Below are 25,279 nucleotides of genomic sequence, written 5' to 3' on the forward strand. Positions count from 1 at the left end.
ACGCCGATGGGGAAATTGCTCAGCTCCTGATCCAGGCGCGGCCCCAGGAATTGAGTGTGTATTCCTCTTGTGCCCAGACGCCGGGCTGGCGGCTGGCATCGGTGACTTCCAGCTCAGCCGAGAACTCCAGGCGGTTGCGATCAGCATCGACCACCATGAAAAACAGGTTGTTGCCCGGCCCATGTCGGCCGGGCCCGAAGAAAATGGTGATGCGTTCCTTGGCGAAGCGATCACCCCAGTCGCGGATGTCATTCCATTCGTTGGTTTCGTAACAGTGGTGATCCCACTCGTTTTTCGAACCGCGGAAAAACGCCAAGGTGTGGTGCTCGTCGTCCGAGCGCAGGAAGCACGTCATCAGTTGGCCGGTCTGCTCATCCACGACGTTGTCCGAAACAGTGAAGCCCACCGTGTTGACGTAGAAATCGATCATGGCTTCCAGCTCCGTGGTCTGGAACACCACGTGTTGCAAGCGGCCGGGCATGCCTTGGCCCGAGGCCTGGAGAGCGGGGTGAGCGACGCCAAATATCGTTTGCCGGCCCTGGGGATCACGGATCAGGAAAGCCCCCGTTTCGAGCAGTGGCGAGTCGAGCTCTTCGATGAAACAGCCGTTGCCGAGCAGGCGAATCCGCAGTGCTTGCAGGCGAGGCTGACTGCCCAGGTCGAACGCCGCCGCGAGCAGGCCACTGTGGTCGGCGGGAGACACGAGCATGGCGCGTTGCGGGCCGCTGAGCATCCAGCTGCCATCGGCTTGCGCCTGGCTGTCCATGTCCAGCATCCGTCGATAGAAATCGATTTGCCGTTGCGCGTCCTTGCTCGCCAGGTGCAGGTAGCACAGGCGTGCAGGTGTGGAAGTCTGGAGTGTTTGCATAACCACCTCTGTGCTTGAAGGTTTAATGAAAGACGGGCGCGATGCTCGGCTCGATTGCGCTGCTGTGGGCCTCGGCGATGCCGAACAGCGACTGCAACGATTCGGCGGCCGGGGTTTCGGTGGCCTTGTCGAAAATCGCGGCGATGTAGCGATCCGGGCGCAGCAGCAGGAACGGGTGTGAATCGCCCAGCAGGGTTTTGAGCTGGCCTTTACGGTCCTGGAGCACCGTGCAGCCGGGGATCGACGGCATGGCCTGGACGGACGCGGGCAGGATCAGGATGCGCCTGGCTTCAAGGTGGCTCCAGAGGCCATGCTTGAGTTCATCGATACGCTGGCGGGTCGGGTCGCCGTATTGAATCAAGGCGAAGCCGGCGCCGATGGCGTCATCGAGCAGGCGTTCTTGGCCGTGGGCGTCGGTGAGCATCGGTTGCGGGAACATCTGTCCGCAGGACAACGTGCCTGCTTGTCCCTCGGTCAGCACCAGGCCCCGGGTGAAGCGGGGTTTGGGCTTGAAGCGCATTTGCAGGAAGTAATCGCGCAACGGTGGCAACAGGCCGACCAAGGCGAATGCGCCACTGATCAGGCGAGCACGCAGGACGGTGGCCGGTGCCATGACCACGCCGAGGTTCAAGGCCAACTTGATCAATGCCCATGCATGATCACGACGCTCGCTTTCGTAGGACAGCAGTGCGCTTTCCGCCATTTTTCCCTTCAGCACGCCGACCAGCTTCCAGCCCAGGTTGTGGGCATCGCGAACGCCGCTGTTCATGCCTTGCCCGGCATAGGGCGGGGTCAGGTGAGCGGCGTCGCCGGCGAGAAACACCCGCTGCACCTGCCACCGCTCGGCGACCCGGGCATGGAAGGTGTAGACCGTCTTGCGCACGATGGAAACCGGCGCGTCACCCTTGAAGGGGCGCAGCAATGCTTGCAGACAGGTTTCGTCGAGCATCTGTTCGTCCGTTTCTCCGGGCTTGAGCAGGAACTCGAATCGGCGCGTACGGTGAGGGCCGGGCACTTCGACCACCGGACGCCTGGCGTCGCAATACACACGGGTCTGCCAGAAGGGGTCGTCGTCCTGGTCGGTATCGACCACCAGCCAGCGCGAGGAGAAGCTCGAACCGACCATCTCGATCCCGAGCTGCTTGCGCACCGGGCTACGGCCACCGTCGCAGGCCACCAGGTAAGCTGCGTGGACTTCCACCAGTTGCCCTTCGGCGTCACGCACCCGCGCGCATACGCCGTGTGGGTCCTGGGTGAATTCCACCAGCTCGTGGCTGAACCGAGCCGTCAGGCTGGCAAAACGTTCGAGGCCTCGCCTGAGGGTGTTTTCAAACAGCGGTTGGCGAAACGCGTTGCGCTTGGGGAAGCCATACAGCTTGCCGGTCGGCTCGACCTTTCCGAAGCAGCGACCGCCGGGCCGGGTGAAGTAATGCACGCCGTAGCCGGGCACGACATCACGCAGCACGGCGGCATCGAGCCCGATGGCCTGCATGGTGCGCAAGGATTCGTCATCGATTGAAACCGCCCGGGGCTCGGTCACGGTGCCCGGCTTGCGATCGATGATCAGGGTGTCCACATCGGCTTGGCCGAGCAGGTTGGCCAGGGTCAGCCCGGTAGGGCCGGCACCGATGATCAGGACCTGGGTGTTGATGCGTTTGAGGGTTGTCATTGTTATTCCCTTCCGGATGGCTCAGCCCAGTGGCTTGGCGCGGTTGGCGAGCGCAGCCATGCGTTGCGACAGTTCCTGCGCAAGGGCAAGGATCTGTTGCCCTTGTGTCTCTTCCTGGGCGCTGTCGCGTTCTCGTACCGGGCGCACGCAACTGATGCTGCCGACGACCTTGCCATCGCCGTCGAAGATCGGCGCGGCCAGGCCATAGACGCCCGCGTCGACTTCACCTGCGCTGGCCACATAGCCTTGGCGACGCAGTTGCTGCAACGAGCGACGAAACGCTTCCCAGGTCTGGCCAAGTTGACTGGCGCGCACTTCATCGGGGTGATCGAGGAACAGCTGGCTGTGTTGGCGCGAGGTCATGTTGGCGAGGATCGCCTTGGACGTCGCTCCCAGGAACAAGGGCCTGGGTGAACCACGGGAGTAGCTGACCTCACTGAACAGGTCCCCGTGCTGGTGAATGCACACAACCTGGTCCTTGAACAGCCGGCAGATCAGCCACACCTGTTGTTCGCTCCACTGCGGGAAGCTGGGCTCAAGCGATTGCGCGGCGCGTACGAGGGGGTCGCTCAGGCGCAGTTGGCGGTCCCAGGTAATGATTCGCGCGCCCAAGGCATAACGCCCGGCTTCGACCTGGAATAACAGGTTGGCTTCGGCCAATTCGCGCACGTAGCGGTAGATCGTCGAACGGGTAAAACCCAGGGCGCCGCCCATGTCGTCCACCGCCCAGATCGGGCTCTGTTCGGTGAACAGGTCGAGTACCCGCAGCATGCGCTCCAGGCTCGAGCCTTTGCTGTCGCCATCCGGCTCGGGCAGGGCGTCAGGGGTGTGTAGGTTTTCCATGCTTATTGCTCGTCCACGATGCTGTTGCGCAGGGTGCCGATTCGAGCGATCTCGATCTCGACTTCGTCGCCTGGTTTCATCCACACCGGCGGCTCGCGGAACGCCCCGACGCCGCCAGTGGTGCCAGTGACAATCACATCGCCGGGGGCCAGTTCGGTGAAGGTGGAGCAGTATTCGATCAGCTGGCGCACATCGAAAATCATGTCGCTGGTGCGGGTGTGCTGCATCACTTCGCCATTCAGGCGGGTGGTCAATTCCAGGTCCTGCGGGTCGCCGATCTCGTCGCCGGTCACCAGCCAGGGGCCGAAACCGCCGGTGTTCGGGAAGTTCTTGCCGGGGACGAACTGAATGGTGTGCTTCTGCCAGTCGCGGACACTGCCGTCGTTGTAGCAGGCATAACCGGCGACGTAGTCCAGCGCGTCGGCGTGTTTGACGTGACGGGCCGTTTTACCGATCACCACCGCCAGTTCGCCCTCGAAATCAAGTTTGTGGGACGCGGTCGGGCGAACGATGGGTTGCAAGTGGGCGGTCTGGCTGTCGGCGAAGCGGGTAAAAATCATCGGATAGGTCGGCATTTCCCGACCGGTTTCGCGCACGTGGGTGGCGTAGTTGATACCGATGCACAGCACTTTGCCTGGGTTCGGGATCACCGGCAGGAACGTCACGTCAGCCAAGGGGATACGCGGCAGGCGTGCCAGGCGCGCGGCGCCCAGTTCGTTCAGGCGGTTGTGGCCGATGGCCTGTTTGAGATCGCTGCCAAGGGTTGGCTTGAGCGATTCCAGGTCGATGACTTGATCACCTTCGACCACACCGTAGCTACTACGGCCTTGGACAATAAAGCTTGCGAGTTTCATGGCGGTTCCTGGAGAGAGGGAGGGTGCAATGAGGGTTAATCTAGTCTTGCTATAAAATCCTGTAAAGTAGGATTTATACAAAAATCCTAAAATATGGAATTTATGTATTTTTGGCGAGGCTGTACCTTTGGCGGACCTGGGGAGCAGAGGGAGAGGTAGCGGGCAGCCAACCGCAGTTGGCAGGGTGTTGTGAGAGGTTTGGAAAGGCTCTAATCCTGTGGGAGCGGGCTTGCTCGCGAAGACGGCATCACAAGCGACATCGATGTCGACTGTACCGCCGCCTTCGCGAGCAAGCCCGCTCCCACAGGGGATTTGCGTTTAATCGCTCGGTGCCCAGCAGCCATGCAGCGACATGCGCATCCGGAAGGGAATCCTGATCCGGGCAATGGGGCCGCTGGCCATGTCACGGGTGTCCAGCACCACCAGTTCACTGCGCCCTTCGGCAATGAGGTTGAGCAGGGCAACCACGTAGCCATCGGCTTCCTCTGCATCCGCCGAGCGCGGTATGAAGATGGGTTCCTGGAAGCATCCGCTGTCGCCGGGAAACCAGGCGTCGGTGCGGCCTGTCTGCAGGTCCAGATGGGCCAGCAGGTTGAAAAACTGGAAGGGCATCGGTCCATTCGCCGGGCTGTAAGGCCGCTCAGGGTCAAAGGCGAGCAGGAACCCATGCCGGTATTTCCGACCGATGTAGCGATCATTACACCGTGGAAACTCGCAGGGATATGCCGTCAGTGGCTGCGGTTGAACGTCCTCCTGCGCGCCATTCAGGTCGAAGGTCCAGCGCATCAGGCTGGCGGCCAGGGTTTCAGGCGGTGGTACGTAGCCGTCGGCCTGAGGGAAGAAGTAGAAGATATTCCCGCCGGTGACCGGCATGTCCACATACACCTTGCCGTCCTCATCGAACGCATTGAGCGTATGCCCCTGGAAACCGTCCTTGGGCCCCTTGAACCAACGCACATCTTGCCCACGCCCGTTGCGCGGCACGATGGCGAACAGCTGGGGCAGGTCGGGTTGCCACTGGAAATGTGGCCCGCCGTTTTTCATGCGTTCGACGTCCACCGTCAACGGAATCAACGGGAACACGACGTAGCGTTCGGTCACCGCGAAATCATGCACCATCGCCGCATAAGGCGCCTGGAACCAGATCTCGTGCAGCAGTTTTCCGTCCGGCGAGATTTCGAAATAGGCCAGGTCGGGCGTGCCGTCGCCTTTGGCCTCATAACTGCAGGCCAGCAGGTTGCCTGTCACCGGATCGAGCTTGGGGTGGGCAGTGAACGTCGCGGCTTTGATCTGCCCGTCAAAGCTCCATTCGCCGAGGGTCTCCAGGGTTTCGAGGTCCATCGCCCAAGGCAGGGCATCTTCCTTGAGCGCCAACAGGACGCCGTTGTGAGGGATAACGGTGGTGTTGGCGGTGGTGTTGTTTTTCGCCGCGAGGGGGTCATTGGTGTAGACGTTTCGATAGACGCCGTTGAGCGAACGCCCTTCACGGCGCTGGGCCAGCAGGCGATCGGTTTTCACGTAGCGGCGTCGCATCGAGACTTTGCCATTGGCAAAGTTGAAGCGGCTAACCACGCCGTCGCCGTTGAAAAAAATGTCGTTACCCAGCATGGGGGGGTACTGCGGGTCTGGCGCCACCTGATAAAAAGTCCCACAGATCGAAACAGGCAGGATGCCTTCGATCTCAAGATCGAACACCTCTGCTTCCACGCGGCTGGGCGTGTAGAGAGCACCGGAAAATTCAGGGGTTTGAGGGAATGGAATACTCATCGGGCAATCTCGTCAATGTGCGTGTTTGTTCATGTTCAGGCCGATTGCGGGGACATTGCCGGCCCGGAGGGCTTCACGCCGCGGCGAAAGCGTGCAACGACCAGGCACGAGATCACCAAGGCTAGCAGATAGGCTGAGGCGGCCAGCCATCCGACCGCGCGCAAGTGTCCCTCGCCCACGACCAGTGCGGCGCCAAACGGGCCGAGTCCCTGACCGATGAAAATCGCAGCGTTACCCAGGCCTGCCAATCGGCCGGAAGGGTCCAGTTCCGCTGCCATGGAAAGCAGGTAGGGCAGGCTGAAAAACCAGACCATATGGATCAGGCAGGCCGTGGTGATAAAGGCAACGGGGCTGGTGCCATAGACCATGATCAAGGTCGCCAGCAATGCCGTGCCGAAGCTCAACAGTTGCGGAAACAGTAGGCCCAGGCGTCGTCCGATCAGCCCGGCCAGCCCGGCGCCAAGGGCACCGGCGAGGATGCTGCCGCCGAGGATGCCGCCAATCTGCTGGGGCTCCAGGCCGATGTTCCTGCCGATGCGTTCCTGGTACACCCACAGGGCGGAGTGGCCGAAGAACAGCAGGGCAAACAGCAGGATCAACAGCATCGCGGTGAGACCGAATGGCTGGGTCGAGCCATTGGCCGCGCGATGGGCGTCCGGGTAGCGCTTGGGCACTCTCCAGCAACCCAGCGCCGCGAGCACGCTGGTGATCGCCAACAGGGAAAACGCGCCATTCACACCAAATGCTTGAAGGACCAGCGGCATGGAGGTCACCAGCAGCATGCCCCACAGCAGGTTGCCGATGTTGATGACCGCGAAGGTCGCATCCTTGGATGTACGCAGCGCTGCGGTGGCATAGACAACCGCCATGACCGCGCCGCCGCTGGCGCCGCAGATCATCCTGGAAATGACCAGTCCGGCCTGGCTGTGCAGTTGTGTGCTGGCCAGGTTACCCAATGCCAGGATCAACAAGGCCACCAGGGCGAAGCGACGCCGGTCGACGCTCGCCATGAACAGGGCGCAGACCCCGCAAGCGATGGCCATCGCCATGAGTTCAGCGGCGAAAAGAGCGCCGATTGCATTGAGCGGCAGGCCGAGTTGGTCGATCAAGGCACCGCCCAGGATCGGTTGGATCTGCAGTGTCCCCAGGGAAATGACCATCATCAGGCAGATGGCGCCCAGTGATTTTTTGCTGTCGATGGAGTCGAGTGCGTTCATGAAGCATCACCTCAGGTCAAGAGCCCGCTCATGCGTGAGCTGGCCTACACGTCAATCAGAACTTGTGGACGTAGCGAACCTGCACCTGGTAATCCGCTCGGGAGCGATTCTCGACGCCGGTTTCTTTATAGGTGTTGAGCCAGAAGGCTTTGTCTTCGGTGATTTTCCAGAACAGTCCCGGGCCAAAGCCCAGCACCTTTTCCCGGGAGTCGGTCAGGGTGTTGCCGTTGACCTTGTCATCCGAGATCTGCCGGAAGTAGTAGCCGTTGATGCCGACCGAGACCTTCGGGAATACTTCGTACGAGGCGGTGAAGTTGGCCCATGCCGACTGTCCTGACTGGGTGTCGCGCACCGCTTGCCCTTCAAAGAACTGCTGCGAACTGCTCGCCGGATCGTCGTTCTTGAAGTTGTACAGATAGTTCAGTCGCCAACTCACCTCCCAACGGGGTGCCGGCATCCAGGTCGCTGCCCAGTAGGGGTTCAGGGAGAAGTGGTTGGAGCCAGGGTTCAGGTCTTTATCTTTGTCGTACTTGCCTGTTGGCAGGATGGTGTCGAAGGCCATGCGCTGCACGAAAACCGGCCGGCCGCTGGCGTCGACGATCGGATCGAACTGGATCTGTGGCCCGACCGTGACATCGCCCAGGCCGGTAGCGTTGTCCTTGAGCTTGGCGCCGTTGTCGCCGAAGTCGCCGTCCAGGGACACGACGGGTACCAACAGGCTCCAACCCAGGTGTGCCCCTCCCGCGAAGGTGTCGGGTGAGTAGTAGCTCAACTGATTGATCATCGTGATGACATTGATTTTCGGGTCATCGAAGGCGCCGTTTTTCTTGCCGCCGTTGGTCCTGATGCTGCTGGCGGTGCTGAACTTCAGGTAGGTCTGGTGAGTCAGCCCGGGTGGCCCCGCAAACCCGTCGTAGAAGCTGGTGCCGCCCAGGTTGATACCGCTGGGTTGGCTTACGGAAGGTGGAGGAGGGCCATCGGCGGCATGGGCGGCAAATGACGCGAAGCTGAGTGCCAGGCACACTGGCAGGGATTTGGTCAGGCTCATTGAAGTGGCTCTATTCTTGGAATTGTGAGCGGGGGAATGTCCCCTGGCACTTCGACTTTAAGACCCGGTGGTGGGTGATGCTTGAGCGCAACGGCCAGAGTTGACTGGGAGCGCCATGAACCGGGAGAAACCCGAGCGAGTTGCTCAGCCGCCAGAACCCTTTCTCCAGATAACTCATGCCCTGGTTGGCGTGGGCGAAATCGCGTTGTTGGATTCAGCCTGCGTTATCTTGGCTTGCCTGAGAAGCATGCCTTGTATGCGGTTTTTGCTCTGATGACGTTCGCTTTGGCGGGAACAGTACTGGGGCTACATCCCAGCCGTTCAACTACACCCTGCTGGTATTTGCCACGCTGATTGGCCTGTTGGTGTTCGGCGAGCTACCAGCGAGCTTGCTCGCGAAGAGGCCGGCACATCCAGCATATTCATTGGTTGTGACCACGCATTCGCGAGCAAGCTCGCTCCCACATTTGATCTTCAGTGGACGTAAGCCCGGTTTAGAACTTGAAGCGCCCCACCAAGCCCTTGAGCTGCCCGGAAATATCCGTCAGACGCCCCGAGCCGGTCTGCGCCGAGTGGGCGAATTCCTCGACCAACTGGGCATCGGCATGGATCTGCGCGATGTGCCGGTTGATGTCTTCGGCCACCTGGTGCTGTTCCTCTGCCGCCGTGGCGATCTGGGTGTTCTGGTCGCGAATCGAGTCCACCGAGTTGCGGATCTTGTCGAAACTGTCGCGGGCCTGTTGGATGCGTTCCACGCTGGTTTGCGACACCTGCAGGCTGCTTTGCATCTGCTGGGTGACTTCCTGGGTGCGACGAGCAAGGTTACCCAGCAGGCTGTCGATCTCGCCGGTGGAATCGGCGGTACGCCTTGCCAGCGCCCGGACTTCGTCAGCCACTACGGCAAACCCGCGACCTTGATCGCCGGCCCGCGCGGCTTCGATGGCGGCGTTGAGGGCCAGCAGGTTGGTCTGTTCGGCGATCGAGCGGATGGTGTCGAGGATGGTGTTGATGTTCTTGCTGTCTTGTTCCAGCGCCTGCATGGTCTGGGTCGACTTTTGCAGGTCGTCGCTCAGTTTCATCACGCTGCCGGTGGCTTCGCCGATGTGATGCTGGCCGTCGTGCACGTCACGATAGCCTTCGTCCGCACTGGAGGCGGCCTGGCTGCAAGAGCGGGCCACTTCGTTGGCGGTGGCGACCATTTCGTTGAACGCGGTGCTCACCAGTTCCACGGCCTGGCGCTGGCGCCCGGCAGCGTCGTTCATGTTCTGGGCCACGTGGCTGGTATCGGCTGCGGCGGTTTGCAGGTCGGAAGAGGCGCTGCCGATGCGCTGCATCAGTTGCGCGATCATGCCCAGGAACTGGTTGAACCAGCCCGCCAGGGTGGCTGTTTCGTCCTTGCCTTGTACGGTGAGCTTGCGGGTGAGGTCGCCTTCACCTTCGGCGATTTCCTGCAGGCCATTGGCTACGCCGCGAATCGGCCGCACGATGACGCTGGCGAAACTGGCGCCCACCAAAGCGAACACCACGGCCAGTACGGCGGCAATGGCGGCGATCAGCCAAGTCAGTCTCGAAGCCCCGGCCATCACTTCATCGCGTTTGATCAGGCCGATGAAGCGCCAGCCCAACCCTTTGGAGCTGACCACGTTGGCCATGTAGGGCACGCCGTCGATTTCGATCTGGGTCACGCCATCGCTGCTTTTGGCCAGCTCGGCATAGTTGGGCCCAAGGTCGGCCAGCGGTTTGAAGTTGTGCTTGGCATCGGCAGCGTCCACCAGGACGTTGCCGTTGGCTTCGACCAGCATCAGGTAGCCGCTTTCACCCAGCTTGATGTTCTTGACCAGTTCGGTCAGTTGCTTGAGCGACACGTCCAGGCCCACAACGCCCACCAGCTTGCCGCTGGCGTCGGCAATCGTGTGTACGATCCCGATCAGCGACACGTCGTCCGGCGCCCAGTAGTAGGCGTCAGTACGCACGGTGTTGCCGGGCGAGGCGACGGCTGCCTTGTACCATGGACGCACGCGTGGGTCGTAGTTGGAGATCTTGGGATCGTCAGGCCAACTGGCGTAGCCGCCATCGGCCAACCCCACGGAAAGATAGGCGGTGGTTGGATGGCTCTTGGCGAATCTGTCGAAGATCTCCAAAAGCTGCTTGTTGTTTTCCGGCAGGGGAGTCTGCGCGGCGTCGGCGCCGGAATAGTTTTTCAGGTCTTTGGCGGCGACGATGCGCGGATCCTTGGCAAAGAACTCGACGTTCTGGCTGATGCCATCGAAAAACTGCTTCATGCCGTTGTCGATCTGGCGAATCTCACGACCACTGCTGTCCAGGAAGTTGGCTTTTGCGGCGTCGCGCAGGTTCAGCACGACAAGCACCGCCACCAGGATAACCGGAAGGCAGGCGATGGTCGCGAACGCCCATGTCAGCTTCTGTTTGATATTCATGACTTCTCCCGCGGAATATTTTAAGTGTTGGAGCGGCGGAAACAGCAGTGGTTGGCGTTGCGAGTCTCTGGAAGGGAAAAGCGCCCATGCCTACTGACAGTGTATCGACCAAAGTCGTAGGCACTTGAGGCTTTCCATTATGGCGCGGACCGACCGGTAGACGGCGCAGGCGCGATTGCAGCCGGCTTGACTAGCCTGGAAGATAGCGTGGTTTGCTCTGCGCCTTCGCCCTGCGGCTCAAGGCACCCACGCGCAGCCAATCATCATCGTCTTTGATGTATTAACGAGGCCCTATGCCAAGCGCATTCGAGAGCGTACTCAAAAACAAGAACATGGCTTATCGACCGCTCGGATCAGCGCCCGCCAGCCAGGTGCCGATCCGCGTCGCGTTTGTATTGATGGATAATTTCTCGATGATGTCCTTCACCGGTGCGGTGGACGCGCTGGTGACCGCCAATCTGATGAGCGACATGCCCCTCTATGAAGTGCTGACGGTGGGGGTTTCAGGTGGGCAAGTCACGAGCGACCTGGGCATTGTCATCTCGACCGACATCGAACTGGCGCAGATGCCGGAAAATCAGGACGTGCTGATTGTCGCCGGGGGCTTTCGCGTGAAGTTGCAAGGCCATCCCTTGCTGCGGCGCAAGCTGCGTGCCAACGCGGCGTCTGGGACGATACTGGGAGGACTGTGGAACGGCGTCTTCTTTGTGGCCGATGCCAATCTGCTGGACGGTTTCGAATGCGCTGTCCACCCGGAAAGCCGCGCCATGATGGCCGAGGTGTTTCCCCATGTGAAGGTGTCCAGCCGGGCCTATGTCGTTGATCGGGAGCGGGTCAGTTGCGCGGGTGCCAACAGTTCGCTGCGCATGATGCTCCAATTGATTCGCCAGACGGGCGGGGCGGCGCTCGTGGGCGCCATCGAGGAAATTCTTCGTTGTGACGAGTCTGGCGATGATGCGACGGACTTGCCTCCGGTCTTCGTCGAAACCGACCCGACGTTGCCGGAAAGCCTCAAGCTGGCCCTGGAACTGATGTGGCAAAACGTAGAAGAGCCGTTGACCATCGATGAGCTGGCGGCGTGCGTCAAGATTTCCAAGCGGCAGTTGGAGCGGCGGTTCTGCAGTTTTCTCGGTGCGACGCCCACGCGCTATTACCTGGAACTGCGCTTGACGCGTGCCCGCCAGCTCATCCAGCAAACCAATCGATCCGTGACCGAAATCGCCGTGGCGACGGGCTTCGTCAGCTCCCCGCACTTCCAGCGTCGTTTCCGGGATTTTTTTGGTGTGCCGCCTGGCAGCTATCGCTCGAAATCGGAGCGCAAACAAACCGTGCGATGAAGGCGCAGGCAGATCAGAGATGAGTTTTCAGGGGGGCGAGGGCGTTGCCGCGCCGTAGCGCGGGAGCAATGTGGGGGCAAGCTTTACTCCCACACAGTTCCTGCGCGACGAACGCAAGTCAGGTGTTATCGTCTGTTTGTTTTTCGGTGGGCAGGTCTTCAGTTTGTGGCGCGGCTTTCGAAGCGGTCAAGGAGGTGTCTTTGCACAGCACTTTTCCGACTTCGTCGGCTATCGAGCCATCGATGATTCGCCCTTCCATCTGGTCGAACTGAGCTTTTTCCACCCCTGAAAGACTGTTGTACATCCCCATGTGTCGAACATTGCGGTTGGCGCAGTCGAGTTCAAGCTTCGTGTAGTTGGTGAAGTAAGTGCCCGATCTTTGTACGGTGGCCTGGATGGCTGAACCGCTGTCGACAAACGAAACGATGGAGTACACGGCATCCGAATCATCGTAGAGGTACTTGATGTTCTGGACGTCCGCAGCCGCACTGCACGCAATAGAGAGTAACGCGAGGGATATAACGGTTTTCATGCTTTCTTCCGTGAATAAGCAAGTCAGGAGAATTGATGGCAAAGTGAAATTATTTTGCCTTGGTGCGCGCATGGGGTCAATTTGTGTTGGAAGCATGCAGTGACCATTGGTCAGAAACAAAACTATTTCGGGAACTTTATAGGTCGGCCTGGCTCGTGGCAACAGACGAACGCATTCCGAGGCGGCCCGGTGCATCTTTCCTACTGCGCGACCCCTCCATTATCAAAGCCTGGATTATTCAGGTCGCCTGACTTTTTTTAGATGTTTTTCGCCTGAAATACGTCATTGATCATGGATTCAGGACTTTCGAATCTTTCTTAGCGTTATACGCAAGATAACCCTTGTGGGAGCTGGCTCGCTCCCACAAGGGTTCATCGGGTTGCTTCAGGGCATCTGTGGCAGTTCCTGAGGCCGCAGATCGAACACCAGCACTTCGGCATCCTTGCCGTTGCTCAAGGTCAGGATTTGCTCTTCGCGCACCCGCACGCCATCACCTTCCTGCAGTGGTAGGCCATTGAGCTCGACAGCGCCTCGTGCCACGTGCACGTAGGCATAGCGTTCCGGCGCCAAGGTCAGGGTGGCGCTTTGCTCACCATCGAACAGCCCGGCATAGACCCGTGCATCCTGGCGCACCTGGAGCGAGCCGTCGGTGCCGTCCGGGGAGATGATCAATTGCAGGCGACCGCGTTTCTGCTCGCTGCTGAAATGCTCCTGTTGATAGCGTGGCGTGGCGCCACTGACGTTGGGCACGATCCAGATCTGCAGGAAGTGCACCGGCTCGTCCGCACTGTGGTTGAACTCGCTGTGGGCCACGCCGCTGCCGGCGCTCATCAACTGCACGTCACCGGGGCGGATGACCGAGCCTGTGCCCAGGGTGTCCTTGTGTTCCAGGGCCCCTTCAAGCACGTAGGAAAAGATCTCCATGTCCCGGTGGGGATGCTGGCCGAAACCCTTGGCGGCGGCGACCCGGTCATCGTTGATGACCAGCAGGTCGGAGAAGCCTTGTTCGTTGAGGTCACGGTAGCTGGCGAACGAGAAGGTGTGGAACGAGGTCAGCCAGCCGTGGCGGGCAATGCCGCGGTCCGAAGCTTTGCGAAGGGTCAGCATGGTCAATTCTCCTGATGTCTGTGGGCGACGACTGGGCCGTTCGCCGGGTTCAGAAGAAGGTTAATGGTTATCCAAATATTCAATAAGCGGGTGGAAAACGAAAGACTGTCCGTTACTGGTGGACAATCGAGAATGCCTACCGGCGGGTGCTTCGCTTCGACATAATGCTGACGAGAGACCCTGTGGGAGCGAGCTTGCTCCCACAGGGGGCATTTATAGTTTCTGGATTCTTTTGGCGTCTTTTTAAATGAAAACCGTTGCAATGGTGCTGTTCCCGGATTTTTTGCTGCTCGACATGGCCGGGCCTCTGGAGGTGTTTTCCATCGCCAATCGTTACCTCGCAGCGGATCAGCGTTATCAATTGCTGACCCTGGGAACCGAGCGCGGGCCGTTGCGGGCGTCCAACGGCGTGTCGGTGCAGGCCGATATCCATATCGACCAGGCATGGGCGGCCTATGACGTGTTGCTGGTGCCGGGCGGGCCGGGGGCCTATAACGACCAGCATCCGGGGCTGCACACCTGGTTGCGGGCCGCGGCGCAACGGGCCACGCGCTACGGCTCCATCTGCACCGGCGCCTTTGTGCTCGGTGAGGCGGGCTTGCTCGACGGTTATCGCGTCACCACCCACTGGCATTACACCGAACGCCTGATCCAACGTTTCCCCAAGGCCCTGGTGGAAACCGACAAGATCTTCCTGCAGGACCGCCGCCTGATCACCTCCGGCGGTGTCACCGCCGGAATCGACCTGGCCTTGTCCATCGTCGCTCAGGATCACGGTCGCAAAGTCGCGTTGGATGTGGCCAAGGTGCTGCTGGTAGTGATGAAACGCCAGGGCGGACAGGCGCAGTTCAGCCCCTCGGTGGCGGCGGTGTCGACGCAGGAATCGGCCATTACCCGCGTGCAGAATCATGTGATGGAACATCTGGAAGAACCCTTCACCATCGAGCGCATGGCCGCGTTGGCTGCCATGAGTGCGCGGCATTTCGCCCGGGTCTTCGCCCGTGAGGTGAAGATGACACCCATGGAGTTCCTGCAAGGCGCGCGCATTGACCGGGCGCGTCAGTTGCTGGAAACCACCGACCTGCCACTCAAGACCGTGGCGTTTCGCAGTGGCTTCGGCAGCGTGCGGCACATGCGTTTTTTGTTCGGTGAAAAGCTCGGCCTGACCCCGGTGCAGTATCGCCAGCAGTTCAGTTGAGCCATCGGTGTCCGTCCAGGGCACTGTGATGTCCGTGGCGCTCCCTGTGCCAGCATTGTCCTGAGGCCTGCGCCTGCCAAGATAACGGCGAACCCTTTGGAAAGGATGCGCAGGAGCCAGGGCAGACGTGTCCGGTGAATCCGCACACGGACGCTCGCACCGGTTATCCGGCGCTGGATCGCCCATGAATAGTTTCGTCAAACCTTATAGCGAGCCGGCGGTGGGCTTCGGTCCGTTTGTCTTCTACCGGCAGCAGCGGCTGGTCACCCGTGACGGCCAGCCCCTCGCACTGGGCGGTCGTGCCCTGGATGTCCTGCAGGTGCTGGTGGAGCACGCCGGCCAGTACGTCAGCAAGCAAACACTCATCGCCCACGTCTGGCCGGACAGCGTCGTGGAGGCCATCAACCTGCGGGTGCACATTGCGGCGCTGCGGCGGGCCTTCGGTGATGGGCGCGGCGGCGCTCGCTATATCCTCAATCATCCTCGACAAGGCTATTGCCTTGCGCTGCCCCTGGTAGCGCAAGCGCGCGTTGAGTCGCCTTTCAGTCCACAAACCGAGCGACACAACCTGCCCAGGCGCTTGAACCCGGTGGTGGGTCGCGACAAAGTCCTGGGGCGGTTACTGGCGCAAGTGCCCCGTCAAGCCGTGACCACCGTGACCGGCCCCGGCGGGGTCGGCAAGACCACCGTGGTGGTGCGGGTGGCGGAACTGCTGCTCGAACACTTTAAGGACGGTGCCTGGTTCGTTGACCTGGCGGACGTCAGCGACCCCTCGCAAGTGGTGGCGCAAGTGGCCGGTGTGCTGGGCGTGGAGCAGGGGGCGTTGGCCCGCTCTCTCGAACCCTATCGGATGTTGCTGGTGCTCGACGGTTGCGAGCACCTGCTCGATGCTTGTCGGGAGCTGGTCCAGGCAGTGGCTGCGGCGCCCGGGGTGTCGTTGCTGGTCAGCAGTCGCGCACCCTTGGACTTGCCCGACGAAAGAATTGTGTCACTGCCGGGCCTGGCCGTGGCGTCGCCCCTGGAACCGGAGCATCAGATCGAGGCATGCCCGGCGGTGCAGTTGCTGATCGAGCGGGTCGGCGCCCGGCAGCAGGGCTTCAGGCCGGGTGGTCGCGACTGGCGGACGCTTGCGCAGATCTGCCAGCGCCTGGACGGATTGCCGCTGGCGTTGGAATTGGCGGCGGCCCAGGTCGATGCCTTGGGAGTGGCAGGGGTCCTGGAACAACTGGATCACGGTTTATCCCTCTTGAGCGTCGGGCGGCGTACTGCGGTGGCCCGGCACCGCAGCCTGGAGGCGGTGTTGGACTCGAGTTTCGAGCGTTTGAGCACTGACGAAAAAACCGCATTCCAGCGTCTGGCGGTGTTCGAGGGGCCGTTTACGCTCAAGGCGGCGCTGGCCGTGATCAGTTGCGCTGAGCTGAGTGTCGGGCAATTACCCTCGCTGCTGTCGCGGCTGGTGGGCGCGTCACTGCTGATGGTCGAGCCGCTTGCCGAAGGGGGGCGCTTCCATCTGCTCCACACCACTCGCGCCTATGCCATGGACAAATTGCGACGCAGTGGCCAGTGGCCTGTGTTTCATCGGCGTTACGTGTTGCAAGGCGCTTGGGGAGTCCGGCATTCAAGACCCCAACCGTCAAGTCAGCGCCTGGAGCAGCGCGCCGGCTTCCAATAGGTCGGGGGTCTCGAAACCTTCGGTGAAGCGTCGATAGACGGGGTCGAGCAGCGCCTGCGCAGCATGCGCCTGCCCTTGGCGCTGCCACAAACGGGCCAGGGACGTGGCGCTGCGCAGTTCCCAGGCCAGGGCCTGGTGACGACGGGCGATGCCCAGGGCGGCCAGCAGTTGCGCTTCGGCTGCTTCTTCAAGAGACGGCTCGTTCCGGGCCAGCAAGCTCTCGGCATCGGCCCGCAGGATCTCCGCCGAACACCAACCCGCGGCGCCACTGCGCGCCCGTTCGATTTGCGCCGGGCTGACGAAGTCGCTACGCAGGGTGACGGCGATGTCCTGGATCAAGCCGTTTGTCGGGCGTGTTGCCAGGGGCTGGCCATCGAATGCGCGGTCGTAATGGCAGGCCCAGTCGTGGAACAGCATCACCGAATGTTTCTTGGCCTGTTGCTTCAACAGGTCGAGCCTTTCCCGGGCAATCGAATGATCGCCGGTGTAGTGGGCGATCACGCAACCGGTCAGCGCCAAGGTGTAGCAGATCGAAATGCCGTGGTTGATCTGCAAGGCGATTTGCAGCGCCAGGTTGGCTGTGCGCCGGGCTTTTTCGGCAAAACCTTGCAGCCAGAGGATGCGCGCCAGAACCGTCAGCGCGGCCACGCTCTGATCGTATTGCACGCCGAAGCCGTGGCTGAAGCGGCTGAGGTGACCGCTTTGGGCCAGGCGCTGGATCACCTGTTCGGCTTCGCGCCGCGCCGCGCCCTGGTCGCCGGTGAAATGCAGCGCCAGCACCCGCAGGCGTTGAGTGCTCAAGGACAGGGTCGGGTCGCCCTGCAAGCCCAACCGGTCGAAATCCCGGCTGTGTGCCAGGGCCTGTTGGTAGTCGCCGCAACTGAGGTCGACGGTCATTTGCCCGGACACGGCCCTCAGTTCGCCGGCCAGTTCCTGGCATTGCCGGGCCAGTTGCCGGGCCGTGGCGAAGGCGCGGACAGTGGCCGGCGTACCACCCTCGGTGTGGTAGTTGAAACTGGCGTGGGCCAGTTCCAGGGCCAGGGTCAAGCGCGGGCATGGCGCGGGGCTGGCCCGCAATAATTGCAGCGCTTTGTTGACGTAGAGGCCGTGTTCCTTGAGCAGCGACAGCTCCTGCCAGAGGGGCAGGGTACGGGCAGTCAGGCGGATCGCGACGGCGTGTGAACCTTGCGGGCCCAAGCCTCGGTCGAGCGCCGCGCGGATGTCGTCGCGATAGTCGGCGTAGCGGGTGATCCACAGTCGGGTGGGGGTGTTTTCCCAATCGCTTTCCGCTTGTCCCATGAGCGCCAGGCAGCGCTCGGCATGGCGTTCCTGGCTGGCCGCCAATTCCCCGGCTTCGGCCAGTTTTTCCAAGGCATAACGGCGGGTGGTGTCCAGCAGGCGATAGCGCACCTCTTCATCGCCGATCTCTACATTGAGCAACGATTTGGCGACCAACTGGCTGACCGACACCAGCACCTGATCGGGCGCGACATGCTGGCCGACGATCACTGCGGCGGCCGAGGCCAGGTTGAAACTGCCCATGAACACCGCCAGCCGCCGCAGGCAGGTCTGCTCGCAGGCCGTGAGCAGCGCGAAGCTCCAGTCCAGCGTGGCGCGCAGGGTCTGTTGGCGTGGGGCGGCGCCGGTGTCGTTGTGGAGCAGGGCGACGCTGTCTTGCAATTGCCGGTGCAGTGCTTCGAGGCTGAAGCGGCCGAGTTGTCCGGCGGCCAGCTCGATGGCCAGGGGAATCCCGTCCAGCCGCTGGCAGATGTCGACTATCAACGGCACCTCGCGGTCGCTCAGTTCGAAGTCGTCACGGCTGGCCAGCGCGCGCTCGGCAAACAGTTGCAGCGCCGGGTATTCCAGGGCGGGATAGCCCTCGATGGGCATTTCCCGGGGCGGGAACGCCAGGGCATCCAGGCGCTGCACGTGTTCGCCTTCGGCGCGCAGGTCTTCGCGGCTGGTGGCCAGGATGTGCAGGTGAGGAGCGCCGCGCAGCAGGGTTTCGGCGAGCAGGGCGACGGCGTCGATCAGGTGCTCGCAGTTGTCGATGACCAGCAGCAGATGCCGCTCCTTGAGCTGCCGGGCGATGGCGTCCAGCGGATCACCGTCCTGCAGTGGCAGGTCGAGCAATGCGCACAGGTTGGGGGCGATCATGGCCGCTTCGTTGAGCGATGCCAGGTCCAGCAGATGAGTGCCGTCACGGTACTGGCCGATCAGCCGTTCAGCGACCCGCAGGGCAACGGTGGTCTTGCCGATGCCGCCGGTACCGACCAGGGTAATGAAGCGTTTTCGCGGTAGCTGGGCTACCAGGTTTTCCACCAGGGCCTGGCGCCCGATCATGCGGGTGCGCTGCAGCGGCAGGTTGCGCGTCAACGACGGATGAGGGATGTGCGCCCATTGGTCGAGCGGTTCGAATGACAGCGGCGCGACAAAACTGTAGCCGCGCTGCGCCACGGTGACGATGTAGCGCTGCCCGGCCTGGCCATCCCCGAGGGCCTTGCGCAGTGCCGCGACGTGCACGCGCAGGTTGGTATCTTCCACCACGCTCCTGGGCCAGACCCGGGCGATCAGTTGCTGCTTGCTCACCACCTCGCCAGCGTGCTCGAGCAGCACCAGCAGAATCTCCACGGCCCGCCTGCCCAGGCGCAACGGTTGCCCACCCTCGAGCACCAGGCGCTGGCGAGGATGGACCCGGTAAGGGCCGAAGTGCACCGTCTGTTCGACGGGCAGGCTGAGGTATTGGCTCATGTTGCTCTCAATGTTCTGGTCCGGTGCCTGGGCTTTACCTGAGCATATTCCTCAGGTTTTGCGTCAAGCGCAACGGCGCGGGCTTCCCACAGCCTGTCTGCCAGACACAGAACCCCGTGGCGAGGGAGCTTGCTCCCGCTGGGCCGCGAAGCGGCCCCAAAGGCCTCACCCCCAATCAATCTGACACGCCGAGGTGACAGTTCTAGGACTGCTGCGCAGTCCAGCGGGAGCAAGCTCCCTCGCCACAACAGCGAGGGTTTTTAACACTTCAGTTCCGAAAAAATTAACAACGTTTAACTCACGCAGATGCCTCCCATGGCCGGACCATAAAGCGATCCACCCACCTCAAGGAGTCACGTCATGAGCACCTTCATTACCCGCGACGGCACCGAGATTTACTACAAGGACTGGGGCAGTGGTCAACCGGTGGTCTTCAGCCACGGCTGGCCGTTGAACTCGGACAGTTGGGAAGCGCAGATGATGTTCCTGGCGTCCAATGGCTATCGGGTGATCGCCCATGACCGCCGTGGGCACGGGCGTTCCAGCCAGCCCTGGGACGGCAACGACATGGACACCTACGCCGATGACCTCGCCGAGCTGATCGAGCGGCTGGACTTGAAGGACGCGGTGTTGCTCGGCTTCTCCACCGGCGGTGGCGAAGTGGCGCGCTACATCGGTCGCCATGGGGCTGCCCGTGTCGCCAAGCTCGGCCTGATTTCGGCGGTGACGCCGCTGATGCTCAAGACCCCGGACAACCCCGGCGGTCTGCCTGTGGAGGTGTTCGACGGTTTCCGCCAGGCCTCCCTGGCTGACCGTTCTCAGCTATACAAAGATGTGGCCAGCGCGTTTTTCGGTGCCAACCGTCCGGGCGCCAAAGTCTCCCAAGGCATGATCGACTGGTTCTGGATGCAGGGCATGCTCGCCGGCCACAAGAACACCTATGACTGCATCAAGGCGTTCTCGGAGACCGATCTTTCCGAAGACCTGCGCAACATCGACGTGCCGACCCTGGTAGTCCACGGCGATGACGATCAGGTGGTCCCCATCGAAACGGCTGGCATCGCCGCCGCCAAATTGCTGAAGAACTCACAGTTGCTGGTGTACCCGGGCGCGCCCCACGGCCTGACCGATACCCACAAGGACCGGTTGAACGCCGACCTGCTGGCGTTCATCCAGGGCTGATCAAGCCACACACCTGTGGGAGCGAGCTTGCTCCGGGCGGCGTTCCGACGATGGCGGCGCAACAGTCAACATCGCCGCCGACTGACACCCGGCTATCGCGAGCAAGCTCGCTCCCACAGGATCGGTATTCGACAGGACCAACACCCATGAACCGCAACGATTTACGCCGCCTCGACATGAACCTGCTGGTGATCTTCGAGGCGCTGATGTTCGAGAAAAACCTGACCCGCGTCGCCGAAAAGCTGTTCATGGGCCAGCCGGCGGTGAGCGCGGCGCTGGGGCGGCTGCGGGATCTGTTCGATGATCCGTTGCTGATCCGCCACGGGCGCGGCATGGAACCGACCCCGCGGGCCCTGGCGATCCTGCAAGAGCTGCAACCGGCCATGGACACCATCTCTGGCGCGGTCAGCCGGGCCAAGGCCTTCGACCCGTCCACCAGTTGCGACGTGTTCCGTATCGGTCTGTCCGACGATGCCGAATTCGGCCTGTTTCCACCGTTGCTGAGCCAACTGCGCGAAGAAGCGCCGGGGATCATCGTGGTGGTGCGCCGGGCCAATTTCCTGCTGATGTCGTCGCTGCTGGCCAGCGGTGAAATCAGCGTCGGTGTCAGCTACACCACCGATCTGCCGGCCAATGCCAAGCGCAAGAAACTGCGGGACATCCCTTGCAAGGTCTTGCGTGGCGACAAGCGCCCGGGGCCTTTGACCCTGGACGAATACTGTTCGCGGCCCCACGCCATGGTCTCGTTCTCGGGCGACCTGAGCGGCAACATCGACCTCGACCTGGCCCGCATCGGCCGGACCCGCAAAGTGGTGCTGGCGGTGCCGCAATTCAGCGGGCTACGGGCCTTGCTGGCCGGCACCGAGCTGATCGCCACCGTGCCCGACTATGCCGCCTGCGCGCTGGTGGAAGGCTGTGCGCTGCGCGCCGAGGACCCTCCGTTCGAGATCAATGCCGCCGAGCTGTCGATGGTCTGGAGCGGGGTGCATGACAACGACCCGGCCGAGCGCTGGCTGCGTTCGCGCATTGCCAGCCACATGTCCCAACCGCTGCCAGCGGCGGCCTCGATCGCCGCGGATGGAGCCCACCGATGAACATGACCGATGAGCGCCCGCTGCAGGATCTGGGCTTGTTGTTCCTGCGCCTGAGTGGCGCGTTGTTTTTGCTGTGGGTCCATGGGTTGCCGAAGCTGTTGCACTACAGCGTCGAACTGACCCGCATCGAAGACCCGTTTCACTTGGGCGCAGCACCGACCCTGATCCTGGCGATTTTCGCCGAGGTGCTGTGTCCGCTGCTGATCATGGCCGGTGTGCTGGTGCGTCTGGCGTGCCTGCCGATCCTGTTTCTCCTGGCGGTGGCGCTGCTGGTGGTGCACCCGCAGTGGAGCCTGGAAGAAGGGCAGTTCGGTTGGTTGCTGCTGATCATATTTACCAGCGTATTGATTGCCGGGCCCGGGCGCCTGGCGATGAACACGCGTTTAGTTGGAGTGCTTCGCCATGTCTGAATCTCAAACCATCGGCTCCCCTGCGAGCCCGGCCAAACCCGGCTTCGACGAAATCGTCACCCTGGTGGTCAAGCACCGGATCAAGGCCGGCCAGGACGCGGCCTACGAGGCTTGGTTGCGGCGCATCGTAAGCGTGGCCGGTCAGTGGCCAGGGCACCTGGGTGTGGACGTGGTCCGGGGCAAGCGGGGCGGATTATCGCTGTTCACCTGCGTGCTGCGCTTCTGTTCCACCGAGGCTATGCAACGCTGGCTGGACTCGCCCGAACGCCGTGAGCTGGTGGAGGAGGCCACGCCCTTGCTGGCCGACGGCGACCAGACCGAAGTCGCGCCGCACAAGGAGTTCTGGTTCGCCCCGCTGGCCGATGCTGCCACACCGCCACCGCGTTGGAAGCAGTCGGTGGTGACGCTGCTGGTCATCCTGCCGCACACCCTGCTAGTGCCGCTGATCTGGGGGCCGTTGCTGCAACTCAATGCGTTTCTTTCCAACTATGTGGTGGCGACGTTCCTGATCACCCTGACCATCGTGCTTTCGGTCGTGTACGTGTTCATGCCGCTGGCGACTCGATTGTTCGCACCCTGGATGGAAGCTTCGAAGGCCCACGAACACCTGGAGCCCGGCCATGGCCAATAACGACGATCCAACCGACCCGCTGCGCCGCCAACTCTTGGCCGCTGGGTCCTTGCTCAGTGCGGCGGCGGCTTTCTGGCCACGTCTGTCCCTTGCCTCTACTCATTCAGAAGGAAACCCGATGAACGCCGATCTGATTCTATTCAATGGTCAATTCCATACCGTCGACCGTGAGAAACCCCGCGCCAGCGCAGTCGCCATCAGCCAGGGACGCTTCGTCGCGGTGGGCACCGATGCCGAAGCCATGGCCCTGCGCGGTAGTGGCACCCAGGTCATCGACCTCAAGGGTCGCACCGTCATCCCCGGGCTCAACGACTCGCACCTGCACTTGATCCGTGGCGGCCTGAACTACAACCTGGAGCTGCGCTGGGAGGGCGTGCCATCCCTGGCCGATGCCTTGCGCATGCTCAAGGACCAGGCCGACCGCACGCCAACGCCACAGTGGGTGCGCGTGGTCGGCGGCTGGAACGAATTCCAGTTCGCCGAAAAACGCATGCCGACCCTGGAGGAACTGAACCAGGCCGCTCCCGACACGCCGGTGTTCGTGCTGCACCTGTATGACCGTGCCTTGCTCAACCGCGCCGCGCTGCGGGTGGCCGGCTACACCCGTGACACGCCGAACCCGCCGGGTGGCGAGATCGTGCGTGACAGCAAGGGCGAACCCACCGGCATGCTGGTGGCGCGGCCCAACGCGATGATCCTTTATTCGACGCTGGCGAAAGGGCCGAAGCTGCCGCTGGAGTACCAGGTCAACTCCACGCGCCAATTCATGCGTGAACTCAATCGCCTGGGCCTGACCAGTGCCATCGATGCTGGCGGCGGCTTCCAGAACTACCCGGACGACTATGCGGTGATCGAGCAGTTGGCCCGCGAGCAGCAGTTGACGGTGCGCATCGCCTACAACCTGTTCACCCAGAAGCCCAAGGAAGAACTCAGCGATTTCAAGAACTGGACCGGCAGCGTCAAGTTGCACCAGGGCGATGATTTCCTGCGGCACAACGGCGCCGGTGAAATGCTGGTGTTCTCGGCGGCGGATTTCGAGGACTTCCTCGAGCCGCGTCCGGACCTGCCGCCCGGCATGGAGCAGGACCTGGAACCGGTGGTCCGCCACCTGGTGGAACAGCGCTGGCCGTTCCGCCTGCACGCCACCTATGACGAATCCATCAGCCGCATGCTCGACGTGTTCGAGAAGGTCAACCGTGACATCCCGTTCAATGGCTTGCCGTGGTTCTTCGACCACGCCGAAACCATCACGCCGAAGAACATCGAGCGCGTACGGGCGTTGGGCGGCGGCATTGCGATCCAGGATCGCATGGCCTTCCAGGGTGAATACTTTGTCGACCGCTACGGCGCCAAGGCCGCCGAAGCCACGCCGCCGATAAAGCGCATGCTCGCCGAAGGCGTGCCGGTGGGCGCCGGCACCGACGCCACTCGCGTTTCCAGTTACAACCCCTGGACCTCGCTGTACTGGATGGTCAGCGGGCGCACGGTTGGCGGCCTTTCGTTGCACGAAGAGGGCTTGCCGCGCCTGACCGCGTTGGAACTGTTCACCCATGGCAGCGCCTGGTTCTCGTCGGAGCAGGGCAAGAAAGGCCAGATCAAGGTCGGCCAACTGGCGGACCTGGCGGCCCTGAGCGCGGATTTCTTCAGCGTCGAGGAAGAAGCCATCAAGTGGATCGAGTCGGTACTGACCGTGGTCGACGGCAAGGTGGTGTACGCCGCCGGCGACTTCGAGAAGCTCGGGCCGGCCAGCGTCCCGGTGCTGCCGGACTGGTCGCCGGTGGTCAAGGTCCCGGGCCACTGGCGCCCGACCTCACCGTTGCAGGCTCAGGTCCACCAGTGCAGCGGCCCGTGCACGGTGCATGCCCACAGCCATGAACGGGCGCGGTTGTCGAACGTCCCGGTCAGCGATTTCCAAGGCTTCTGGGGCGCGTTTGGCTGTTCCTGCTTTGCCTTTTAACTGATCCACACAGATCTCCCACCAGGTTTTGTAACATCCATCCCAAAGGAGTCATCCCATGAGCAACGTTCCCGCCTACAACCGTCTGAACAAAGACGACGCGGTCGTCCTGCTGGTCGATCACCAGACCGGCCTGATTTCCCTGGTCCAGGACTTCTCGCCCAACGAGTTCAAGAACAACGTGCTGGCCTTGGCCGACCTGGCGAAGTTCTTCGAACTGCCCACCATCCTCACCACCAGCTTTGAAAAAGGCCCTAACGGCCCGATCGTGCCGGAACTCAAGGAGATGTTCCCGGATGCGCCGTACATCCCCCGTCCAGGCCAGATCAATGCCTGGGACAACGAAGACTTCGTCAAGGCGATCAAGGCCACCGGCCGCAAGCAACTGATCATCGCTGGCGTGGTCACCGATGTCTGCGTGGCGTTCCCGACCCTGTCGGCGCTGGCCGAAGGTTTCGACGTGTTCGTCGTCACCGACGCCTCGGGTACGTTCAACGAAACCGTGCAACAGGCTGCCTGGGTACGCATGACCGCTGCCGGCGCGCAGATGATGAACTGGTTCTCGGTGGCCTGTGAGCTGCACCGCGACTGGCGCAACGACATCGAAGGCCTGGGCAACCTGCTGTCCCAGCGCATTCCGAACTACCGCAACCTGATGAACAGCTACTCGGCGCTGACGGCCAAGTAAGCTGCTTTCTTGCTGA

20 protein-coding genes and 1 pseudogene are annotated in these 25,279 nt (G+C 62.1%); 9 read left to right on the forward strand and 12 right to left on the reverse strand.

Annotation, left to right across the window (positions count from 1 at the left end; all coding sequences use genetic code 11):
- Positions 1-19 precede the first annotated feature (19 nt).
- The 9 genes and pseudogenes from BLO97_RS12945 to BLO97_RS32290 form a co-directional block, all read right to left on the reverse strand.
- Positions 20-868, reverse strand: coding sequence for a VOC family protein (locus tag BLO97_RS12945; RefSeq protein WP_092346120.1), 849 nt, complete (start codon positions 866-868; stop codon positions 20-22).
- Positions 869-890: 22 nt separating this feature from the next.
- Positions 891-2,537 (reverse strand): bifunctional 3-(3-hydroxy-phenyl)propionate/3-hydroxycinnamic acid hydroxylase, encoded by a 1,647-nt coding sequence (locus BLO97_RS12950; RefSeq protein ID WP_092346122.1) that lies wholly within the window; start codon positions 2,535-2,537, stop codon positions 891-893.
- A 21-nt stretch (positions 2,538-2,558) separates the two neighbouring features.
- Positions 2,559-3,380: an IclR family transcriptional regulator gene (locus BLO97_RS12955; RefSeq protein ID WP_092346124.1), complete on the reverse strand. Its 822-nt coding sequence runs from the start codon at positions 3,378-3,380 to the stop codon at positions 2,559-2,561.
- Between the two features lie 2 nt (positions 3,381-3,382).
- Positions 3,383-4,234 carry a fumarylacetoacetate hydrolase family protein gene (locus tag BLO97_RS12960; RefSeq protein WP_092346126.1) on the reverse strand — a complete coding sequence of 284 codons (852 nt, stop codon included), beginning with the start codon at positions 4,232-4,234 and terminating at the stop codon, positions 3,383-3,385.
- Between the two features lie 318 nt (positions 4,235-4,552).
- Positions 4,553-6,001 carry a carotenoid oxygenase family protein gene (locus BLO97_RS12965; protein ID WP_092346128.1) on the reverse strand — a complete coding sequence of 483 codons (1,449 nt, stop codon included), beginning with the start codon at positions 5,999-6,001 and terminating at the stop codon, positions 4,553-4,555.
- Between the two features lie 35 nt (positions 6,002-6,036).
- Positions 6,037-7,218: an MFS transporter gene (locus tag BLO97_RS12970; protein ID WP_092346130.1), complete on the reverse strand. Its 1,182-nt coding sequence runs from the start codon at positions 7,216-7,218 to the stop codon at positions 6,037-6,039.
- A 55-nt stretch (positions 7,219-7,273) separates the two neighbouring features.
- Positions 7,274-8,266, reverse strand: coding sequence for a SphA family protein (locus BLO97_RS12975; protein WP_092346132.1), 993 nt, complete (start codon positions 8,264-8,266; stop codon positions 7,274-7,276).
- Between the two features lie 494 nt (positions 8,267-8,760).
- Positions 8,761-9,615: a methyl-accepting chemotaxis protein gene (locus BLO97_RS32285; protein WP_371103548.1), complete on the reverse strand. Its 855-nt coding sequence runs from the start codon at positions 9,613-9,615 to the stop codon at positions 8,761-8,763.
- A gap of 6 nt (positions 9,616-9,621) precedes the next feature.
- Positions 9,622-10,704: pseudogene (locus BLO97_RS32290) on the reverse strand (cache domain-containing protein); the annotation flags it as partial.
- A gap of 293 nt (positions 10,705-10,997) precedes the next feature.
- Here BLO97_RS32290 and BLO97_RS12990 point away from each other — a divergent pair.
- Positions 10,998-12,041 (forward strand): GlxA family transcriptional regulator, encoded by a 1,044-nt coding sequence (locus BLO97_RS12990; protein WP_063320453.1) that lies wholly within the window; start codon positions 10,998-11,000, stop codon positions 12,039-12,041.
- Positions 12,042-12,159: 118 nt separating this feature from the next.
- Here the strand turns inward: BLO97_RS12990 and BLO97_RS12995 are convergent, their stop codons facing one another.
- Positions 12,160-12,573 (reverse strand): hypothetical protein, encoded by a 414-nt coding sequence (locus BLO97_RS12995; protein ID WP_092144441.1) that lies wholly within the window; start codon positions 12,571-12,573, stop codon positions 12,160-12,162.
- A 384-nt stretch (positions 12,574-12,957) separates the two neighbouring features.
- Positions 12,958-13,680 (reverse strand): pirin family protein, encoded by a 723-nt coding sequence (locus tag BLO97_RS13000; protein ID WP_063320455.1) that lies wholly within the window; start codon positions 13,678-13,680, stop codon positions 12,958-12,960.
- A gap of 247 nt (positions 13,681-13,927) precedes the next feature.
- Between BLO97_RS13000 and BLO97_RS13005 the strand changes: the two genes are divergently transcribed.
- On the forward strand, positions 13,928-14,878 hold the full coding sequence (locus tag BLO97_RS13005) for a GlxA family transcriptional regulator (RefSeq protein ID WP_092144445.1): 951 nt from the start codon (positions 13,928-13,930) through the stop codon (positions 14,876-14,878).
- 184 nt (positions 14,879-15,062) lie between these two features.
- Positions 15,063-16,550 carry an ATP-binding protein gene (locus BLO97_RS13010; RefSeq protein WP_092144447.1) on the forward strand — a complete coding sequence of 496 codons (1,488 nt, stop codon included), beginning with the start codon at positions 15,063-15,065 and terminating at the stop codon, positions 16,548-16,550.
- On the opposite strand, the gene BLO97_RS13015 is transcribed toward BLO97_RS13010, so the two are convergent.
- Positions 16,512-19,301 carry an ATP-binding protein gene (locus tag BLO97_RS13015; RefSeq protein WP_092346136.1) on the reverse strand — a complete coding sequence of 930 codons (2,790 nt, stop codon included), beginning with the start codon at positions 19,299-19,301 and terminating at the stop codon, positions 16,512-16,514. The two genes, BLO97_RS13010 and BLO97_RS13015, sit on opposite strands and share 39 nt — an antisense overlap.
- Positions 19,302-19,661: 360 nt before the next feature.
- On the opposite strand from BLO97_RS13015, the gene BLO97_RS13020 reads away from it, so the two are divergent.
- From BLO97_RS13020 to ycaC, 6 genes are all read left to right on the forward strand, one after another.
- Positions 19,662-20,483, forward strand: coding sequence for an alpha/beta fold hydrolase (locus BLO97_RS13020; RefSeq protein WP_092222667.1), 822 nt, complete (start codon positions 19,662-19,664; stop codon positions 20,481-20,483).
- Positions 20,484-20,629: 146 nt separating this feature from the next.
- Entirely contained in the window at positions 20,630-21,577 is a 948-nt protein-coding gene (locus BLO97_RS13025) for a LysR family transcriptional regulator (RefSeq protein ID WP_063320460.1), read from the forward strand.
- A complete protein-coding gene (locus BLO97_RS13030) occupies positions 21,574-21,987 on the forward strand; it encodes a DoxX family protein (protein ID WP_092346138.1) in 414 nt (137 codons plus the stop codon). The genes BLO97_RS13025 and BLO97_RS13030 overlap by 4 nt, the downstream gene beginning before the upstream one ends.
- Complete coding sequence (locus BLO97_RS13035; RefSeq protein WP_092346140.1) at positions 21,980-22,618, forward strand: antibiotic biosynthesis monooxygenase; 639 nt, start codon at positions 21,980-21,982, stop codon at positions 22,616-22,618. The genes BLO97_RS13030 and BLO97_RS13035 overlap by 8 nt, the downstream gene beginning before the upstream one ends.
- A gap of 118 nt (positions 22,619-22,736) precedes the next feature.
- Positions 22,737-24,575 (forward strand): amidohydrolase, encoded by a 1,839-nt coding sequence (locus tag BLO97_RS13040; RefSeq protein WP_024617381.1) that lies wholly within the window; start codon positions 22,737-22,739, stop codon positions 24,573-24,575.
- Positions 24,576-24,633: 58 nt separating this feature from the next.
- Positions 24,634-25,263: an isochorismate family cysteine hydrolase YcaC gene (gene ycaC, locus BLO97_RS13045; protein ID WP_003203400.1), complete on the forward strand. Its 630-nt coding sequence runs from the start codon at positions 24,634-24,636 to the stop codon at positions 25,261-25,263.
- Positions 25,264-25,279 lie beyond the last annotated feature (16 nt).

It is taken from the genome of Pseudomonas sp. NFACC05-1 (genome assembly GCF_900100135.1).
Classification (GTDB): Bacteria; Pseudomonadota; Gammaproteobacteria; order Pseudomonadales; family Pseudomonadaceae; genus Aquipseudomonas; species Aquipseudomonas fluorescens_Q.

Coding starts and splice junctions, on each gene's coding strand:
- BLO97_RS12945 (WP_092346120.1), bottom strand. CDS start 868: ATGCAAACACTCCAGACTTCCACACCTGCACGCCTGTGCTACCTGCAC.
- BLO97_RS12950 (WP_092346122.1), bottom strand. CDS start 2,537: ATGACAACCCTCAAACGCATCAACACCCAGGTCCTGATCATCGGTGCC.
- BLO97_RS12955 (WP_092346124.1), bottom strand. CDS start 3,380: ATGGAAAACCTACACACCCCTGACGCCCTGCCCGAGCCGGATGGCGAC.
- BLO97_RS12960 (WP_092346126.1), bottom strand. CDS start 4,234: ATGAAACTCGCAAGCTTTATTGTCCAAGGCCGTAGTAGCTACGGTGTG.
- BLO97_RS12965 (WP_092346128.1), bottom strand. CDS start 6,001: ATGAGTATTCCATTCCCTCAAACCCCTGAATTTTCCGGTGCTCTCTAC.
- BLO97_RS12970 (WP_092346130.1), bottom strand. CDS start 7,218: ATGAACGCACTCGACTCCATCGACAGCAAAAAATCACTGGGCGCCATC.
- BLO97_RS12975 (WP_092346132.1), bottom strand. CDS start 8,266: ATGAGCCTGACCAAATCCCTGCCAGTGTGCCTGGCACTCAGCTTCGCG.
- BLO97_RS32285 (WP_371103548.1), bottom strand. CDS start 9,615: ATGATCGCGCAACTGATGCAGCGCATCGGCAGCGCCTCTTCCGACCTG.
- BLO97_RS12990 (WP_063320453.1), top strand. CDS start 10,998: ATGCCAAGCGCATTCGAGAGCGTACTCAAAAACAAGAACATGGCTTAT.
- BLO97_RS12995 (WP_092144441.1), bottom strand. CDS start 12,573: ATGAAAACCGTTATATCCCTCGCGTTACTCTCTATTGCGTGCAGTGCG.
- BLO97_RS13000 (WP_063320455.1), bottom strand. CDS start 13,680: ATGCTGACCCTTCGCAAAGCTTCGGACCGCGGCATTGCCCGCCACGGC.
- BLO97_RS13005 (WP_092144445.1), top strand. CDS start 13,928: ATGAAAACCGTTGCAATGGTGCTGTTCCCGGATTTTTTGCTGCTCGAC.
- BLO97_RS13010 (WP_092144447.1), top strand. CDS start 15,063: ATGAATAGTTTCGTCAAACCTTATAGCGAGCCGGCGGTGGGCTTCGGT.
- BLO97_RS13015 (WP_092346136.1), bottom strand. CDS start 19,301: ATGAGCCAATACCTCAGCCTGCCCGTCGAACAGACGGTGCACTTCGGC.
- BLO97_RS13020 (WP_092222667.1), top strand. CDS start 19,662: ATGAGCACCTTCATTACCCGCGACGGCACCGAGATTTACTACAAGGAC.
- BLO97_RS13025 (WP_063320460.1), top strand. CDS start 20,630: ATGAACCGCAACGATTTACGCCGCCTCGACATGAACCTGCTGGTGATC.
- BLO97_RS13030 (WP_092346138.1), top strand. CDS start 21,574: ATGAACATGACCGATGAGCGCCCGCTGCAGGATCTGGGCTTGTTGTTC.
- BLO97_RS13035 (WP_092346140.1), top strand. CDS start 21,980: ATGTCTGAATCTCAAACCATCGGCTCCCCTGCGAGCCCGGCCAAACCC.
- BLO97_RS13040 (WP_024617381.1), top strand. CDS start 22,737: ATGAACGCCGATCTGATTCTATTCAATGGTCAATTCCATACCGTCGAC.
- ycaC (WP_003203400.1), top strand. CDS start 24,634: ATGAGCAACGTTCCCGCCTACAACCGTCTGAACAAAGACGACGCGGTC.